The organism is Streptomyces sp. NBC_01707 (assembly GCF_041438805.1).
Taxonomy (GTDB): domain Bacteria; phylum Actinomycetota; class Actinomycetes; order Streptomycetales; family Streptomycetaceae; genus Streptomyces.
In genome coordinates this window covers 9,000,942-9,016,428 of the sequence record NZ_CP109190.1, presented here as the reverse complement: position 1 = coordinate 9,016,428, position 15,487 = coordinate 9,000,942, and the positions used below count along the sequence as shown (strand labels likewise).

15 protein-coding genes are annotated in these 15,487 nt (G+C 69.9%); 11 read left to right on the top strand and 4 right to left on the bottom strand.

From position 1 onward, the window contains the following. Positions 1 to 16: 16 nt before the first annotated feature. On the bottom strand, positions 17 to 1,645 hold the full coding sequence (locus tag OG963_RS40335; protein WP_362273282.1) for an FAD-dependent monooxygenase: 1,629 nt from the start codon (positions 1,643 to 1,645) through the stop codon (positions 17 to 19). 269 nt (positions 1,646 to 1,914) lie between these two features. On the opposite strand from OG963_RS40335, the gene OG963_RS40330 reads away from it, so the two are divergent. The 7 genes from OG963_RS40330 (at position 1,915) to OG963_RS40300 (ending at position 7,196) form a co-directional block, all read left to right on the top strand. Next, on the top strand, positions 1,915 to 3,033 hold the full coding sequence (locus OG963_RS40330) for a SchA/CurD-like domain-containing protein (protein WP_030929001.1): 1,119 nt from the start codon (positions 1,915 to 1,917) through the stop codon (positions 3,031 to 3,033). Positions 3,034 to 3,108: 75 nt separating this feature from the next. Further along, positions 3,109 to 3,543: a cupin domain-containing protein gene (locus OG963_RS40325; RefSeq protein ID WP_030928998.1), complete on the top strand. Its 435-nt coding sequence runs from the start codon at positions 3,109 to 3,111 to the stop codon at positions 3,541 to 3,543. Then, complete coding sequence (locus OG963_RS40320) at positions 3,540 to 4,808, top strand: beta-ketoacyl-[acyl-carrier-protein] synthase family protein (RefSeq protein ID WP_319740208.1); 1,269 nt, start codon at positions 3,540 to 3,542, stop codon at positions 4,806 to 4,808. Before OG963_RS40325 ends, OG963_RS40320 begins: the two co-directional genes overlap by 4 nt. Next, positions 4,805 to 6,055, top strand: a complete 1,251-nt coding sequence (locus tag OG963_RS40315; RefSeq protein ID WP_030928991.1) for a ketosynthase chain-length factor — start codon at positions 4,805 to 4,807, stop codon at positions 6,053 to 6,055. Before OG963_RS40320 ends, OG963_RS40315 begins: the two co-directional genes overlap by 4 nt. A 16-nt stretch (positions 6,056 to 6,071) precedes the next feature. Then, positions 6,072 to 6,329: an acyl carrier protein gene (locus OG963_RS40310; protein WP_030928988.1), complete on the top strand. Its 258-nt coding sequence runs from the start codon at positions 6,072 to 6,074 to the stop codon at positions 6,327 to 6,329. Between the two features lies 1 nt (position 6,330). Beyond that, complete coding sequence (locus OG963_RS40305; protein ID WP_319740210.1) at positions 6,331 to 6,810, top strand: SRPBCC family protein; 480 nt, start codon at positions 6,331 to 6,333, stop codon at positions 6,808 to 6,810. 53 nt (positions 6,811 to 6,863) lie between these two features. Next, positions 6,864 to 7,196, top strand: coding sequence for a TcmI family type II polyketide cyclase (locus OG963_RS40300; protein WP_030928982.1), 333 nt, complete (start codon positions 6,864 to 6,866; stop codon positions 7,194 to 7,196). Between the two features lie 93 nt (positions 7,197 to 7,289). Here the strand turns inward: OG963_RS40300 and OG963_RS40295 are convergent, their stop codons facing one another. The 3 genes from OG963_RS40295 to OG963_RS40285 all read right to left on the bottom strand — a co-directional run bounded on the left by OG963_RS40295 (position 7,290) and on the right by OG963_RS40285 (position 11,310). Further along, complete coding sequence (locus OG963_RS40295; RefSeq protein WP_030928979.1) at positions 7,290 to 8,342, bottom strand: methyltransferase; 1,053 nt, start codon at positions 8,340 to 8,342, stop codon at positions 7,290 to 7,292. A 35-nt stretch (positions 8,343 to 8,377) separates the two neighbouring features. Beyond that, complete coding sequence (locus OG963_RS40290; protein WP_319740211.1) at positions 8,378 to 9,466, bottom strand: NosD domain-containing protein; 1,089 nt, start codon at positions 9,464 to 9,466, stop codon at positions 8,378 to 8,380. A gap of 194 nt (positions 9,467 to 9,660) precedes the next feature. Then, entirely contained in the window at positions 9,661 to 11,310 is a 1,650-nt protein-coding gene (locus OG963_RS40285; RefSeq protein WP_371800026.1) for an acyl-CoA synthetase, read from the bottom strand. A gap of 167 nt (positions 11,311 to 11,477) precedes the next feature. Here OG963_RS40285 and OG963_RS40280 point away from each other — a divergent pair, with 167 nt between their 5' ends. Genes OG963_RS40280 through OG963_RS40265 form a run of 4 tightly spaced genes read left to right on the top strand, consistent with a single transcriptional unit; the run spans position 11,478 to position 15,450 of the window. Then, a complete protein-coding gene (locus OG963_RS40280; RefSeq protein WP_030928972.1) occupies positions 11,478 to 12,278 on the top strand; it encodes a crotonase/enoyl-CoA hydratase family protein in 801 nt (266 codons plus the stop codon). 15 nt (positions 12,279 to 12,293) lie between these two features. Further along, positions 12,294 to 13,238, top strand: a complete 945-nt coding sequence (locus OG963_RS40275) for a Zn-ribbon domain-containing OB-fold protein (RefSeq protein WP_371800025.1) — start codon at positions 12,294 to 12,296, stop codon at positions 13,236 to 13,238. Continuing rightward, positions 13,239 to 14,291 (top strand): thiolase domain-containing protein, encoded by a 1,053-nt coding sequence (locus tag OG963_RS40270; RefSeq protein WP_319740214.1) that lies wholly within the window; start codon positions 13,239 to 13,241, stop codon positions 14,289 to 14,291. Further along, positions 14,284 to 15,450: a thiolase domain-containing protein gene (locus tag OG963_RS40265; protein WP_327424651.1), complete on the top strand. Its 1,167-nt coding sequence runs from the start codon at positions 14,284 to 14,286 to the stop codon at positions 15,448 to 15,450. Before OG963_RS40270 ends, OG963_RS40265 begins: the two co-directional genes overlap by 8 nt. Positions 15,451 to 15,487: the final 37 nt, after the last annotated feature.

Genomic DNA, 15,487 nt, shown 5'->3' with positions numbered 1-15,487 from the left:
ACGTGCCCCGACGGAGTCAGTCGCGGCTGAGCAGGGTGGCCAGGACGTCGTGCAGGGTCGCCTCCGGGTCGGGTACGGAACCGGCCGACCGCCAGGCCACGAAACCGTCGGGGCGCACCAGCACCGCGCCCTCGGCGGTCGTCCCGTGGGCCTCGGCCCAGTCCGCCCCGTTCTCCGGTTCCAGATCGGATCCGGAGCCGATGCCGAACGCGTCGAGCCGGAGCGACAGCCGGTCGGCGACGCGCGCGGCCGCACGACGCCACGCCACATCCGCGCCGTCGCAGAGCAGCACGAACGAACGCTCGTACAGATCCAGTGTGGACTTGCGCTCGCCGGACTGACGGACCCACAGATGCGGCGCCCGGGAGCCGGGGTCACCCGTCAGCTGCAATCCGCGCGGCACCACGGGCTGCTCGGGGTCGGCGCCCACCACGGCACCACGGACGTAGCGGTAGCCCAGTGCCACGGGCAGCAGCCCGCCCTGCTTCCCGCCGCCCGCACCGGGAGGCGGGGCATACCCGGGGTGGCTGTGTTCCGCGGAACGGGCGGACGCCCGCTCGCTCGTCGCCCGGGCCACCGGCTGCCGCTCCGCCTCGTACGAGTCCAGCAGTCCCGGGCCGGCCTCGCCGCGCAGCACGGCGGCGAGCTTCCAGGCGAGGTTGTGCGCGTCCTGGATACCGGTGTTGGAGCCGAACGCCCCGGTGGGGGACATCTCGTGGGCCGAGTCGCCCGCGAGGAACACCCGGCCGGAGCCGTACCGGTCGGCGACGCGCTCCGCGGCGTGCCACGGGGCCTTGCCGGTGATCTCCACATCGATGTCCTGGGCGCCCGTCGCCCGGCGGATGTGGTCCGCACACCGCTCGTCGGTGAAGTCCTCCAGGGTCTCACCCTGCTCCGGCTTCCACGGCGCGTGGAACACCCAGTCCTGCTCGTTGTCCACGGGCAGCAGCGCGCCGTCCGCCGCCGGGTTGGTGAGGTAGCACACGATGAACCGCCGGTCGCCCAGCACATCGGCGAGCTTCTTGGACCGGAAGGTGATGCTGACGTTGTGGAACAGGTCGCCGGGGCCCGACTGGCCGATCCGCAGCTGCTCCCTGATCGGACTGCGAGGGCCGTCGGCCGCGATGAGGTAGTCGGCGCGGACGGTCGTGTGCTCGCCGGTCTCCCGGTTCTTCAGCACCGCGTCCACCGCTGACCCGTCCGAGTCGAAACTGAGCAGCTCGGTGGAGAACCTCAGGTCACTGCCCTGCTCACGGGCCTGGGCCAGCAGCACCGGCTCCAGATCGTTCTGGCTGCACAGGCACCAGCCGCTCGGGCTGAACCGGGCGAGTCCGCCACCTGGGTCGATCTCCTTGAACAGCCACTCCTGGTCGTCGCCGGTCAGCGAGCCCGCCTGGAGGATGCCATGGTTGTCGGCGAGGACCGAAGCTGCCTCCCGGATCCGCTTCTCCACCCCCGCCGTGCGGAACACCTCCATGGTCCGGACGTTGTTGCCGCGCCCCCGCGGATGTGTGGAGGTGGCCGCGTGCTTCTCGACCAGCAGATGCTCGATGCCGAGCCTGCCGAGGAAGAGCGATGCGGACAGGCCCACCAGCGAGCCTCCCACGATGAGGACTGGTACGCGGTGGTCGACGTTCTCGTTCATCAGTTGCTCCCGCTAGGACGCTGTGCAGATGCACTGTCCATGCCCTTGTGAGAGCCGTTCGGACGGCTGCCGGAGCGCTGCTCACCTGAACGGTTCATAAATCTCGCGTCAGCCGGACCAGCGTTTCACGATCGGTCACGGAGAGATGCCCGCGGTCCGGGGGCGGACCGTACACATCCGCCGGGAGAAGCCCCGCTCCGATTCCACTCGACAACCGACGGCCGGCCAACCGATACGGCCACCGCACCGTCTCGAAGGAGAGCGCAACCATGACCACCCTCTCGGAACGGATCTCGCAGTCCGCCTTCGACGGCTCCAGGCTGCGGATCGTTCTGCTGCTCGATCTGCACGACGGAGCCCAGAAGCAATTCCTGGAGGCGTATGAGGACATGCGCAACCAAGTGGCATCCGTCCCCGGACACATCAGCGACCAGCTGTGCCAGTCGATCGAGAACCCCTCCCAATGGCTCATCACCAGCGAATGGGAGAGCGCGCCGCCCTTCCTCGCCTGGGTCAACAGCGAGGAACACGTCAAGACGGTCCAGCCCCTGCACAGCTGCGTACGCGACACCCGCTCGCTGCGCTACAGCATCCTGCGCGAGACCGGCAGCGCCTTCGACGCGTTGCCCGAGTCGGCCAAGGGCGGCCTGCAGGCCTCGCCGCGGCTGGGTGACGGCGTGGTCCGCCACGCGCTCACGTTCACCGTCAGGCCGGGCACCGAGGAGATCGTCGCCAAGATCCTCGCCGACTACGACTCACCGCAGTCCCGGGTCGACGAGCACACCCGGCTGCGCCGGACCTCGCTGTTCATGCACGGCAACCGTGTCGTACGGGCGGTGGAGGTCGAGGGCGACCTCCTCGCGGCGCTGCGCCACGTCTCCCGGCAGCCCGAGGTCAGGGCCGTCGAGGAAGCCATCAACCCGTACCTGGAGCAGGACCGGGACCTCACCGATCCCAACTCCGCCCGGATGTTCTTCACCCGAGCGGCGCTCCCCACGGTCCACCACGTGACGAGGGGCCGGCACAACCCCGCCGAGATCCGCCGGCACGCGCTCTTCTACCAGGCCAAGGAGGGCTGCGGCATGGCGCTCGCCCGGCTCCTCGCGGGCTACGACGAAGAGGCCGCCGACGACACGACGAGCCCGATCGACAGCAGCACCATCTTCCAGCGCGACGACATCGTCGTCCGGCTCCTCGAAGCCGTCGGCCCGCTCGACGCCCAGGCGGCCCAGGCCGTCGGTGTCGACGGCCCCGGCAAGGTGGCCAGACTCGGACGCCTCCTCGACGAGGACGCCAACGCCGTCCCCACGAACGACCGGGAGATCTCCCGCTTCATCACGCATGCCGAGATGAAGCTGATCACCGATCGGCGGGCCGCGGAGTCCTGAACCGCGCGTCAGCACCTGGGGGGTTCTCGCTCAACCCGTCACCATCACGCGCACTGCGCCAGGAGGAAAGCAGTCATGACCACGCACCGGCCACGCATCGTGGACCTCAGTGAGACCCAGCCCAACCGCAGGCGCGGAGGCGATCTGCGCGCCATGCTCACGCCGACAGCGGTGGGCGCCACCAGCGGCTTCATGGGGCTGGCCATCGTGCAGCCCGGCGACCGCATCGGAGAGCACTATCACCCGTACTCCGAGGAGTTCGTGTACGTCGTGAACGGTCTTCTGGAGGTGGACCTGGACGGTGAACCGCATGCCCTGCGGCCCGACCAGGGTCTGCTGATCCCTCCGCACGTACGCCACCGCTTCCGCAACGTGGGCGATGTGGAAGCGCGCATGGTGTTCCATCTCGGCCCGCTCGCCCCGCGGCCGGAACTCGGCCACGTCGACACCGAGCACACCGAGACAGCGGACCGGGCCGCGCCGCCAGAACGAGCCGAGGCCGCTTCATGACGCGGCGCGTGGCGGTCACCGGGGTCGGCGTCGTCGCCCCGGGCGGAATCGGCGCGCCGGCCTTCTGGGACCTCCTCGCGAACGGGCGCACCGCGACACGGGGCATCACCCTCTTCGACCCGGCCGGGTTCCGCTCCCGGATCGCCGCCGAGTGCGACTTCGACCCGGCGGAGCACGGTCTCGACGAGGGGGAGATCGCCCGCGCGGACCGGTACATCCAGTTCGCGCTGGTCGCCGCCAGGGAAGCTCTCGGCGACGCGGGTCTCGACCTGGAGAAGGTGGATCCGTGGCGGATCGGGGTCTCGCTCGGGACGGCAGTGGGTGGCACCACCCGACTGGAGCACGACTACGTCGCCGTCAGCGGCAGCGGCGCCCGCTGGGACGTCGACCCCCGCCCGGCGGGCCGGCATCTGGAGCGGGCCTTCTCGCCCAGCTCCCTCGCCTCGGCGGTGGCCGAGGAGGTCGGCGCGCACGGCCCGGTGCAGACCGTTTCGACGGGCTGCACCTCCGGCCTCGACGCGATCGGGTACGCATTCCAGTCCATCGAGGAGGGCCGCGTCGACGTATGCATCGCCGGCGCGTCCGACTCGCCGATCACCCCCATCACGGTGGCCTGTTTCGACGCGATCAAGGCGACCTCGGCGAACAACAGCGACCCGGAGCACGCCTCCCGGCCGTTCGACGCCCGTCGGGACGGCTTCGTCATGGGCGAGGGCGGAGCCGTCCTCGTCCTGGAGGAGCTGGAACACGCCCGCGCCCGCGGCGCGACCGTGTACTGCGAGATCGCCGGCTACTCCACCTTCGGAAACGCCTACCACATGACCGGGCTGACCCCCGAGGGACTGGAGATGGCCGAGGCCATCAACCAGGCCCTCGGTCACGCCCGTATCGACGGTTCGGAGATCGACTACGTCAACGCGCACGGCTCCGGCACGAAGCAGAACGACCGTCACGAGACGGCCGCGGTGAAACGGGCCCTGGGCGCGCACGCCTACGACGTGCCCATGAGCTCCATCAAGTCCATGGTCGGTCACTCACTCGGTGCCATCGGTGCCATCGAGATCGCCGCCTGCGTCCTCGCGCTGGTCAACCAGACAGTGCCGCCGACGGCGAACTACGAGACCCCCGACCCCGAATGCGACCTCGACTACGTGCCGCGTACCGCACGTCCCATGAAGCTGCGCAGCGTCCTGTCGGTCGGCAGCGGCTTCGGGGGTTTCCAGTCCGCGGTGGCCCTGACCAGAAGAGGCGGGAGGACACGATGAACGTCCGAGAGGCCCGGCGCACCGTCGTCACGGGCATTGGTGTCGTCGCCCCCAACGGCACGACCACGGAATCGTTCTGGAAGATGACGCTGGAAGGGGTGAACGTCCTCGACCGCGTCACTCGCGAAGGCTGCGAACATCTGCCCCTGCGAGTCGCCGGCGAGGTCCGGGGCTTCGACCCGGTGGCGCTGGTGGAGGAACGTTACCTCGTACAGACCGACCGGTTCACGCACTTCGCGATGGCCGCGGCGGATCTCGCGCTCGACGACGCCCGGCTCGGCCGGGCCGACTACGAGAACGCCCCGTTCGGCGTAGGCGTGGTGACCGCTGCCGGGTCGGGCGGCGGCGAGTTCGGCCAGCGCGAACTGCAACGGCTGTGGGGTCAGGGGTCCAAGTACGTCGGCCCCTACCAGTCCATCGCCTGGTTCTACGCCGCCAGCACCGGCCAGATCTCCATCCGGGGCGGTTTCAAGGGGCCGTGCGCCGTAGTCGCCAGCGACGAGGCGGGTGGCCTGGACGCGCTGGCGCACGCCGCCCGGACCATCCGCCGCGGCGCCGACGCGGTGGTCGTCGGCGCGGCCGAGGCTCCCCTGGCCCCTTACTCGGTCGTCTGCCAGCTCGGGTACGAGGACCTGAGTGTCTGCGACGACCCCGCACAGGCGTACCGCCCCTTCACCGCCGACGCCTGCGGCTTCGTGCCGGCCGAGGGCGGCGCCATGCTCGTGGTCGAGGAAGAGGGAGCGGTACTGCGCCGCGGGGCCAAGGTCCGGGCCGAACTGGCGGGCCATGCGGCGACGTTCACCGGGGCGTCCCGGTGGGCGGAGTCCAGGGAGGGTCTGTCCCGGGCGATCAGCGGTGCGCTCCGGGAGGCCGACTGCGCGCCGGAGGAGATCGACGTGATCTTCGCGGACGCGCTCGGAGTACCCGCGGCCGACCGGGCCGAGGCGCTCGCCATCGCCGACGCGCTCGGCGCGCACGGCAGGCGCGTACCGGTCACGGCGCCCAAGAGCGGGATCGGCAGGGCCTACTGCGGAGCGCCGGTGCTTGACGTGGCTGCCGCGGTGCTGGCCATGGAGGACGGACTGATACCGCCCACCCCCAATGTGGTCGACGTGTGCCACGACCTCGACGTGGTCACCGGCCGGGCACGCCCCGCCGAGCTGCGGACGGCGCTCGTGCTGAGCCGCGGCCTCATGGGTTCGAACGCGGCGATTGTGCTGCGGCACCCCACCGACACCCACGCGTGAGAAGGAGAAGCCCCTCATGACCAATCCACTGACGTACCAGGAGCTGGCCGCGCTGATGAAGAAGGGCGCGGGAGTCACCGTCGACCCGAGCGACATGGAGAGCCGGCCCGCGTCCGGCTTCGACGAGTTCGGCCTGGACTCGCTCGGCCTCCTCGGCATCGTGGGTGTGCTGGAGAACCGGCACGGCCAGGCGCTCCCCGCCGACGCGGACCGCTGCAAGACCCCCCGCGAATTCCTCGACCTGGTCAACAACACCCTCGTGACAGGAGCCTGAAGTGTCCGGACACACCGAGAACGAGATCACCATCGCCGCCCCCCTGGACCTCGTCTGGGACGTGACGAACGACCTCGAGAACTGGCCGCGCCTGTTCAGCGAGTACGCATCCGTCGAGGTCCTCGAGCGGGACGGCGAGAGGACGAAGTTCCGGCTGACCATGCACCCCGACGAGAACGACAAGGTCTGGAGCTGGGTCTCCGAGCGCACCACCGACCGCGCCGCGCGGACGGTCATCGCCCGCCGGGTCGAGCCCGGCCCCTTCCAGCACATGAACATCCGCTGGGTGTACTCGGAGGTCCCCGGCGGCACCAAGCTGCACTGGCAGCAGGACTTCGCGATGCGGCCCGACGCACCCGTCGACGACGCGTGGATGACCGACAACATCAACCGCAACTCCCGCGTCCAGATGGAACTCATCCGGGACAAGATCGAGCAGCGCGACCGTGAGCGGCGCACCGCCCCCGTCAGCGCCCGCTGACGTTCCGCCCGTCCACCCCGCCGCACGGCGGGTACCAGAAAGGCATCCTCTCGATGCACCATGCTCTGATCGTCGCCCGTATGGCGCCGGATTCGGCGCCGGACATCGCCGAACTGTTCGCCGCCTCGGACGGCAGCGAACTGCCGCACCTCGTCGGCGTCACCCGGCGCAAGCTGTTCCAGTTCGGTGACGTGTACCTGCATCTGATCGAGTCCGACCGCCCGCCCGGTCCGGAGATCGCCAAGGTGCACCAGCACCCGGAGTTCCAGGATCTCAGCGACAAGCTCACCGCTTTCATCAGCCCGTACGACCCGAAGACCTGGCGTGGTCCGAAGGACGCGATGGCGCACGAGTTCTATCGGTGGGAGCGGGACTCCACCGCCTGAGCAGCAATGAGCGATTGCCCCGGGTCCGGCTCGAGAGCCGGACCCGGGGCGATTCCACAGCCCGAAACTTCCGCGGTCCGAGGAGCGAGCGGGTCAGGCGGGGACGGCGCATTCGAATGCGTGCAGATACGCATTGACCGGACTGATGTCGCCGACGATCAGGCCGGCCTCCGTCATCCGGCTCATCAGACTCTCCCTGGTGTGCTTCGCTCCGCCGACATTGAGGAGCAGCAGCAGATCCATGGCCGTGGTGAACCGCATCGACGGCGTGTCGTCGACCAGGTTCTCGATGATCACGACCCGCGCACCCGGGCGGGCGGCCGTCATCACGTTGCGCAGCGTCCTGCGGGTGCTGTCGTCGTCCCATTCCAGGATGTTCTTGATGATGTAGAGGTCGGCCTGGACAGGGATCTCCTCGCGGCAGTCCCCGGCGACGATGCGGGTCCGTCCGGCGAGCGGACCGCCGTCGCGAAGCCGTGCGTCGGCCCGCGCCACCACGCCGGGCAGATCCATCAGCGTGCCGCGGACCGACGGGTGCTTCTCCAGCAGGCTGGCGAGCACGTGTCCCTGACCGCCGCCGATGTCGGCGACCTCGGACACCTCGGCGAGGTCGAGGAGTTCGGCGACCTCCAGCGCGGACTGCATGCTGGAGGTGGTCATGGCCCGGTTGAAGACCTGGGCCGACTCGTGCGCGTCCTGGTGCAGGTAGTCGAAGAACCCCTTTCCGAACACCTCGGGGAAGACGCTTCTGCCGGTGCGCACAGCGTCGTCCAGACGGGGCCAGACCTCCCAGGTCCAGGGCTCGGTGCACCACAGCGAGATGTACCGCAGGCTGTTCGGATCGTCCTCCCGCAGCAGCCGGGACATGTCGGTGTGGACGAACTTGCCGTCCTCGGTCTCGGCGAAGATCCCGTAGCAGGACAGGGTGCGCAGCAGACGCTTCAGCGGCATCGGCTCGACGCTCAGCTGGGCCGCGAGCTCCTCCGCGCCGGTGGAGGTCTCTCCGAGCGCGTCGGCGACGCCCAGCCGGGCCGCCGCACGCACGGCGGCGGCGCAGGCCGCGCCGAAGACGATCTCGCGCAGTCGCATCCCCGGATGCGGGGTGATGGGGGTGGTGGTGATGGGGGTGGTGCTCACGGTGGTCATACCGTCTCGCTTCTCCTCGTGCGGGGGGACATGGGTCAGCACATTCCGGCCGGTGCGGACGTCGCGCATACGTTGCGGGCGAAGCTGTTGCGCTGTGTGGTTTCCTGGTTGGTCAGGTCCGCCGGCTTGTTGCCGGTCGCCCGGTTGTCGCTGATGGTGTTGCCGGTGTTGTGAGCGCCCACGAAGCTCTTGAACAGCACGATCCCGCCGGAGAGCGGGGTGGCGCCCACGTTGTTCTCGACGGTGTTCGAGCGCACATCGGTGTCCACGGTGCCGGTGAGGATGATCCCGGACCCCTGGATCGCGGGCAGTCGCTCGGTCTTGACGCAGTACTTGTTGTTCTTGGTGACATGGTTGTCGTGGATGGACATCGCCCCGGCCTGCGGCTTGCCCTCGTCGCCGACGACGAAGACACCGCTGCAGTTGCCGGTGAGGGTGTTGTTGTGGATCGAGAGGTTGCGGACGCGGCGGGCGGTGAGGCCGATCCGGTTGTCCGTCAGCGTGTTGCCCTGGACCTTGGTGCCACGGGTGTCGGTTGCGCCACCCTCCTCGTCCACGGTGTTCGCGACGAAGATGCCGGCGTCGCCGTTGGAGCGGGCGGTGTTGTCCCGGAGGTCGGAGCGGGTGGACCGTTCCTGGGCGATGCCCCAGACGCCGTTGGACCGGGACGTCACCTGCCGGACCGACAGCCCGTCGGTCCAGGAGGCCCAGACTCCGTTCTTCTTGAATCCGGAGACGGTCAGCGAGCGGATGCGTACCCCGTCGACGGGGTGTTTTGACGTGCCCTGGACGCAGATGCCGTTTCCGGCCTTCGCGCAGGCGTTGGCCGCCTTGGCCCCGGTCGCGGGCGGCATGAGCACCGTCCCGGCCTTGGCGCCCCGCAGGGTCAGGCGAGCCTTCTTGATCAGGACACTCTCGTGATAGGTGCCGGGCCGGATGTCGATGGTGTCACCCGACCGGGCGGCGTCCACCGCGGCCTGGATCGAGTGACCCGGACGCACCACGCGCACGACTGGGGAATCCACGGAACGGGAGGCGGCCGCGGTGCAGGCCGGCACAGCGGCACCCACGGCGCTGGCGGCCACGGCGAGGCACAAGAGCTGTTTGGTGTGACGTTTCTCCATGAGCCGAAACTATGGGCGAACACCCTCTGATGCCACGCAGGGTGAGCGGTTGGACACATCACGTGCCTGAATGGCTTACGTCGGAACAGCCGCCGCGCACAAGTGGTGGACGCGCGGCGGCGCACTCGGGTGAGATTGCACGGCTCGGCGACGGTCCTCGCACCCGGGTCGGGTCCGGGATCAAGGGCGGCCGTTCAGTCCTGCGATCCGAGGCCGGGTGTCCGCGGTCCGCGGCCGGGCGCGACGATCGAGCGGGCCCACCGGTAGTCGGCCTTGCCGCTGGGTGAGCGCTGGATGTGTGGGGCGATCACCAGCTGCCGGGGGATCTTGTACCCGGCTAGACGGCTCCGGCAGTGCGCCTGGACCTCGTCGAGCGAGGGTTCGGCCGCTCCCTCGCGCAGTTGCACCACCGCCGCCACGTGGCTTCCCCACCGTTCGTCGGGCACCCCGGCGACGAGCGCGTCGTACACGTCCGGATGGGACTTGAGCGCCTGTTCGACCTCCTCCGGGTACACCTTCTCGCCCCCGGTGTTGATGCACTGCGAGCCGCGGCCGAGCACGGTGACGATGCCGTCCGCGTCGACGGTGGCCATGTCGCCGAGCAGCACCCATCGCTCCCCGTCCCTGCGGAAGAACGTCTCCGCGGTCTTGCGCGGGTCGTTGTAGTAGCCGAGCGGTACGTGGCCCCGCTGGGCGATGCGGCCCGGCTCGCCCGGCGCCACCGGATCGTACGTCGCCGGGTCGACGACGGCCGTACGGGAGTTGACCTGGATGCGGAACCCGTTCTGCGGACCGGAGTCGGCCGTCGCGGTGCCGTTGAAGCCGGACTCCGACGAGCCGAAGTTGTTGAGCAGCATCACGGTGGGCACCAGCGACTGGAACTCCGCGCGCACCGAGTCGGACATGATCGCGCCCGAGCTGGATACGGAGAACAGTGACGAGCAGTCGGTGCCCTTCAGGGGCCCCCTCAGCGCGTCGATCAGCGGTCGCAGCATCGCGTCGCCGACCAGAGACACGCTGGTGACCTTCTCCTTCTCGATCGTACGGAGCACCTCCTCCGGCACGAACTTGCGGTGGACGACGACCCGCTGACCGAAGTTGAACCCGATGAACGCGGTCAGCGTCGACGTTCCGTGCATCAGCGGGGGAGTGGGGAAGAAGGTGATGCCGTCGCCGCCCGCGGCGACCCGCTCGGCCAGCTCCTGCGGGGTCTTCACCGGGTCACCGGTCGGCGCGCCGCCGCCGAGACCGGAGAAGAAGAGGTCCTCCTGGCGCCACATCACACCCTTGGGCATGCCCGTGGTGCCACCGGTGTAGATGATGAACTGGTCGTCGCCCGATCGGGGCGAGAAACCGCGCCCGGGATCCCCGGCCGCGTCGGCGTCGGCGAACGCCACGGCATCCGGACCCGGCGCGCCCGCCGCCGGCGTGCCGACCCGTACGAGGTGGCGGAGCTCGGGTGCCCTCGGCGCGGCGGCCGCGACCCGCTCGTCGAACTCGGCGTCGAAGACCAGGGCCGTCAGATCCGCATCCCGGTAGAGGTAGACCAACTCGTCTTCCACATACCGATAGTTGACGTTGACCGGCACGATGCGCGCCTTGAGGCAGGCCAGTACGGTCTGGAGGTACTCGATGCCGTTGTAGAGATGGAGCCCGAGGTGCTCGCCGGGGGTCAGACCCGCGTCGATCAGATGGTGGGCGATCCGGTTGGCGGCGCCGTCCAGCTCCGCATAGGTGAGCCGCCGCTCGGCACCCGTACCGGGATGGTCGAGATACACGAGCGCCTCGCGATCCGGGACCGCGTCGACGACCGACTCGAACAGGTCGGCAAGGTTGTACTCCACCGTTCCTCCTGACCCCGGTTGCTGAGTGGTCCGGCGGTCATTAGAGCGCCGACCGGCACAACTGGGAAGGGGCGCCGCCGAAGAAAACTGACTGACTGTCAGAAAACTATTGAACTGGGCCCCCACCTACTGCAACCTGTTCTAGATCTGGAGACGGGAGGCAGGCAATGGGTGGTACGGAACACCTCACCGTGCAGCGCGAAGGCGCCACACTGGTGCTCACCCTGAACAGGCCGGAGGCGAAGAACGCGCTCTCGCTGCCGATGCTGGTCGGGCTGTACGACGGCTGGCTGGCCGCGGACGAGGACGACGGCATACGTTCCGTCGTCCTCACCGGCGCAGGAGGCTCCTTCTGCGCCGGCATGGACCTCAAGGCCCTGGCGGGCAAGGGCATGGAGGGCGAGCAGTACCGGGACCGGATGACGGCCGACCCCGACCTGCACTGGAAGGCGATGCTGCGCCACCACCGCCCCCGCAAGCCGGTCATCGCCGCCGTCGAGGGGCACTGCGTGGCGGGTGGAACCGAGATTCTTCAGGGCACCGATATCCGTATCGCCGGTGCGAGCGCCACATTCGGGCTCTTCGAGGTCAAGCGGGGACTGTTCCCCATCGGTGGCTCGACGGTACGGCTGCCGCGCCAGATAGCCCGCACCCATGCCCTCGAGATGCTCCTCACCGGACGCCCGTACAGCGCCGACGAAGCAGCCCGCATCGGGCTGATCGGCAGAGTCGTCCCCGACGGCACCGCACTGGAACAGGCCCTCGACGTCGCCGAGCGGATCAACGCCTGCGGTCCGCTCGCCGTCGAGGCCGTCAAGGCCTCCGTGTACGAGACCGCCGAGATGACCGAGACCGACGGGCTCGCCGCCGAGCTGAAGCGCGGCTGGCCGGTATTCGCGACCGCCGACGCCAAGGAAGGCGCCCGCGCCTTCGCCGAGAAGCGCCCGCCCGTCTTCCGGCGCGCCTGAGTCAAGGAGACAACCGTGCCCGACGTCCTCAGCGCACCACTGGTGGTCGAGTTCCCCTTCACCCGCTCCCTCGGCCCGGTCCAGAGCGCCTTCCTGACCGGGCTGCGCGAACGGACCGTGCTCGGCGTGCGGACCGGCGACGGAAGGGTCCTGGTCCCGCCCGTCGAGTACGACCCCGTCACCGCCGAGGAACTGCGCGAACTGACCGAGGTCGCCACCACCGGCACCGTCACCACCTGGGCCTGGAACCCGGCCCCGCGCCGTGACCAGCCCCTGGCCACCCCGTTCGCCTGGGTGCTGGTCAGGCTGGACGGGGCCGACACCGCCCTGCTCCATGTCCTCGACGCGCCGGGACCCGAAGCCGTGAACACCGGCATGCGGGTCCGGATCCGCTGGGCCCCGCAGCGCACCGGTGCCATCACGGACATCGCCTGCTTCGAACCGTACGAGAGCGAGCCCACGGCCGGAAGCACCCCGCACAGCGGCGAGTTCGCCGACCCCGTCACCGGCATCGTCACCGCGGCCCGCCTCGACTACACGTACACGCCCGGCCGCGCCCAGAGCGCGTACCTCAACGCCCTCGCCGAGCAGCGCACCGTCGGCGAGCGCTGCCCGTCCTGCCGCAAGGTGTACGTCCCGCCCCGCGGCGCCTGCCCCACCTGCGGCGTAGCCACCGCCGAACAGGTCGAGGTCGGCCCGCGCGGCACAGTCACCACGTACTGCATCGTCAACATCAAGGCGAAGAACCTCGACATCGAGGTCCCGTACGTCTACGCCCACATCGCCCTCGACGGCGCCGACCTCGCACTGCACGGACGGATCGGGGGCATCCCGTACGACCAGGTGCGGATGGGTCTGCGGGTCGAGCCCGTCTGGACCGAGGGCGCCCGCCACCCCGACCACTACCGGCCCACCGGAGAGCCGGACGCCGACTACGACGCGTACAAGGAGCTGCTGTAGATGCGAGACGTAGCGATCGTCGCCTTCGCGCAGACGGACCATCGGCGGCGCACCGACGACCTCTCCGAGGTCGAAATGCTCATGCCGGTCCTGCACCAGGTCCTCGACGCGACCGGCCTCAGGGCGCGCGACATCGGCTTCACCTGCTCGGGATCCAGCGACTACCTCGCCGGCCGCGCCTTCTCCTTCACCATGGCCCTCGACGGCGTCGGCGCCCAGCCGCCGATCTCCGAGTCCCATGTGGAGATGGACGGCGCCTGGGCGCTGTACGAGGCATGGGTGAAACTCCGGACCGGTGAGGCCGACACCGCCCTCGTCTACTCCTACGGGAAGTCCTCGCCCGGTGAGGTGCGCGACGTCCTCACCCGCCAGCTCGATCCGTACTACGTCGGCCCGCTCTGGCCCGACTCCGTCGCGCTCGCCGCACTCCAGGCCCAGGCACTGATCGACGCGGGCGAAACCGACGAGGCCGCCCTCGCCTCGATCGCCGCCCGCAACCGCACCGCCGCCGCGGACAATCCGCACGCACAGCTCGCCGGCTCCGTACCGGCCGGCGACTACGTCGTCCGGCCGTTGCGCACCGGCGACTGCCCACCGGTCGGCGACGGCGCCGCAGCCGTGGTCCTCGCCGCCGGTGACACCGCGCGCGCTCTGTGCACCCGCCCGGCCTGGATCCGTGGCATCGACCACCGCATCGAGGCCCACAGCCTCGGAGTGCGGGAGCTGACCGACTCGCCGTCGGCCCGGCTCGCCGCCGAACGGGCCGGTGCCTTCGAACGGCCTGTCGACACAGCGGAGTTGCACGCCCCGTTCACCTCCCAGGAGGTGGTGCTGCGCAAGGCGCTCGGACTCGACGACAGCGTTCGCGTCAACCCGTCCGGCGGTGCGCTCGCCGCCAACCCCGTCATGGCCGCCGGGCTGATCCGGCTCGGCGAGGCCGCGGCCGGTATCCACCGCGGCGAGTCCGACCGGGCGCTGGCCCACGCCACATCGGGACCCTGTCTGCAGCAGAATCTGGTCGCCGTCCTCGAAGGGGAGACCACGCATGTCTAAGGAGCCCGTAGCCGTCGTCGGCATCGGCCAGACCAAGCACGTCTCCGCCCGCCGGGACGTGTCCCTCGCCGGTCTCGTCCGTGAAGCCGCCGTACGCGCTCTGGAGGACGCCGCCCTGACCTGGGCGGACATCGACGCCGTCGTCATCGGCAAGGCACCCGACTTCTTCGAGGGCCTGATGATGCCGGAGCTCTATCTCGCCGACGCCCTCGGCGCGGTCGGAAAACCGATGCTCCGCGTGCACACCGCGGGCTCGGTCGGTGGTTCCACGGCGCTCGTCGCCGCCAATCTCGTCGCCGCGCGGGTGCACCGCACCGTGCTCACCCTGGCCTTCGAGAAGCAGTCCGAGTCCAACGCCATGTGGGGGCTGTCGCTGCCCATCCCGTTCCAGCAGCCGCTCCTCGCGGGCGCGGGCGGCTTCTTCGCCCCGCACGTGCGCGCGTACATGCGCCGCACCGGGGCGCCCGACACGGTCGGCTCCCTCGTCGCCTACAAGGACCGGCGCAACGCGCTCAAGAACCCGTACGCACACATCCACGACCCGGACATCACGCTGGAGAAGGTGCAGGCCGCACCGATGCTCTGGGACCCGATCCGCTATTCCGAGACCTGCCCGTCCTCGGACGGCGCGTGCGCGATGATCCTCACCGACCGGACGGGCGCCGACCGTTCGCCGCATCCGCCCGCCTGGGTGCACGGCGGCGCGATGCGCAGTGAACCGACCCTGTTCGCCGGCAAGGACTTCGTCTCGCCGCAGGCGGGCAAGGACTGTGCGGCCGATGTGTACCGGCAGGCCGGGATCAACGACCCGCGACGGGAGATCGACGCCGTCGAGATGTACGTCCCGTTCTCCTGGTACGAGCCGATGTGGCTGGAGAATCTCGGTTTCGCAGCCGAGGGGGAGGGCTGGAAGCTCACCGAGTCCGGCGTCACCGAACTCGACGGCGACCTGCCGGTGAACCCGTCGGGCGGTGTGCTCTCCACCAACCCCATCGGCGCGTCCGGCATGATCCGCTTCGCCGAAGCGGCCCTGCAGGTACGCGGACAGGCAGGCGAACACCAGGTGCCGGGCGCCCGTAAGGCGCTCGGCCACGCCTACGGCGGCGGGGCGCAGTTCTTCTCCATGTGGCTGGTCGGAGCCGAGCCTCCCCGGACCTGAGACGAGCACCGTCCCGGGCCGGCCGAGCAAGCCTTGG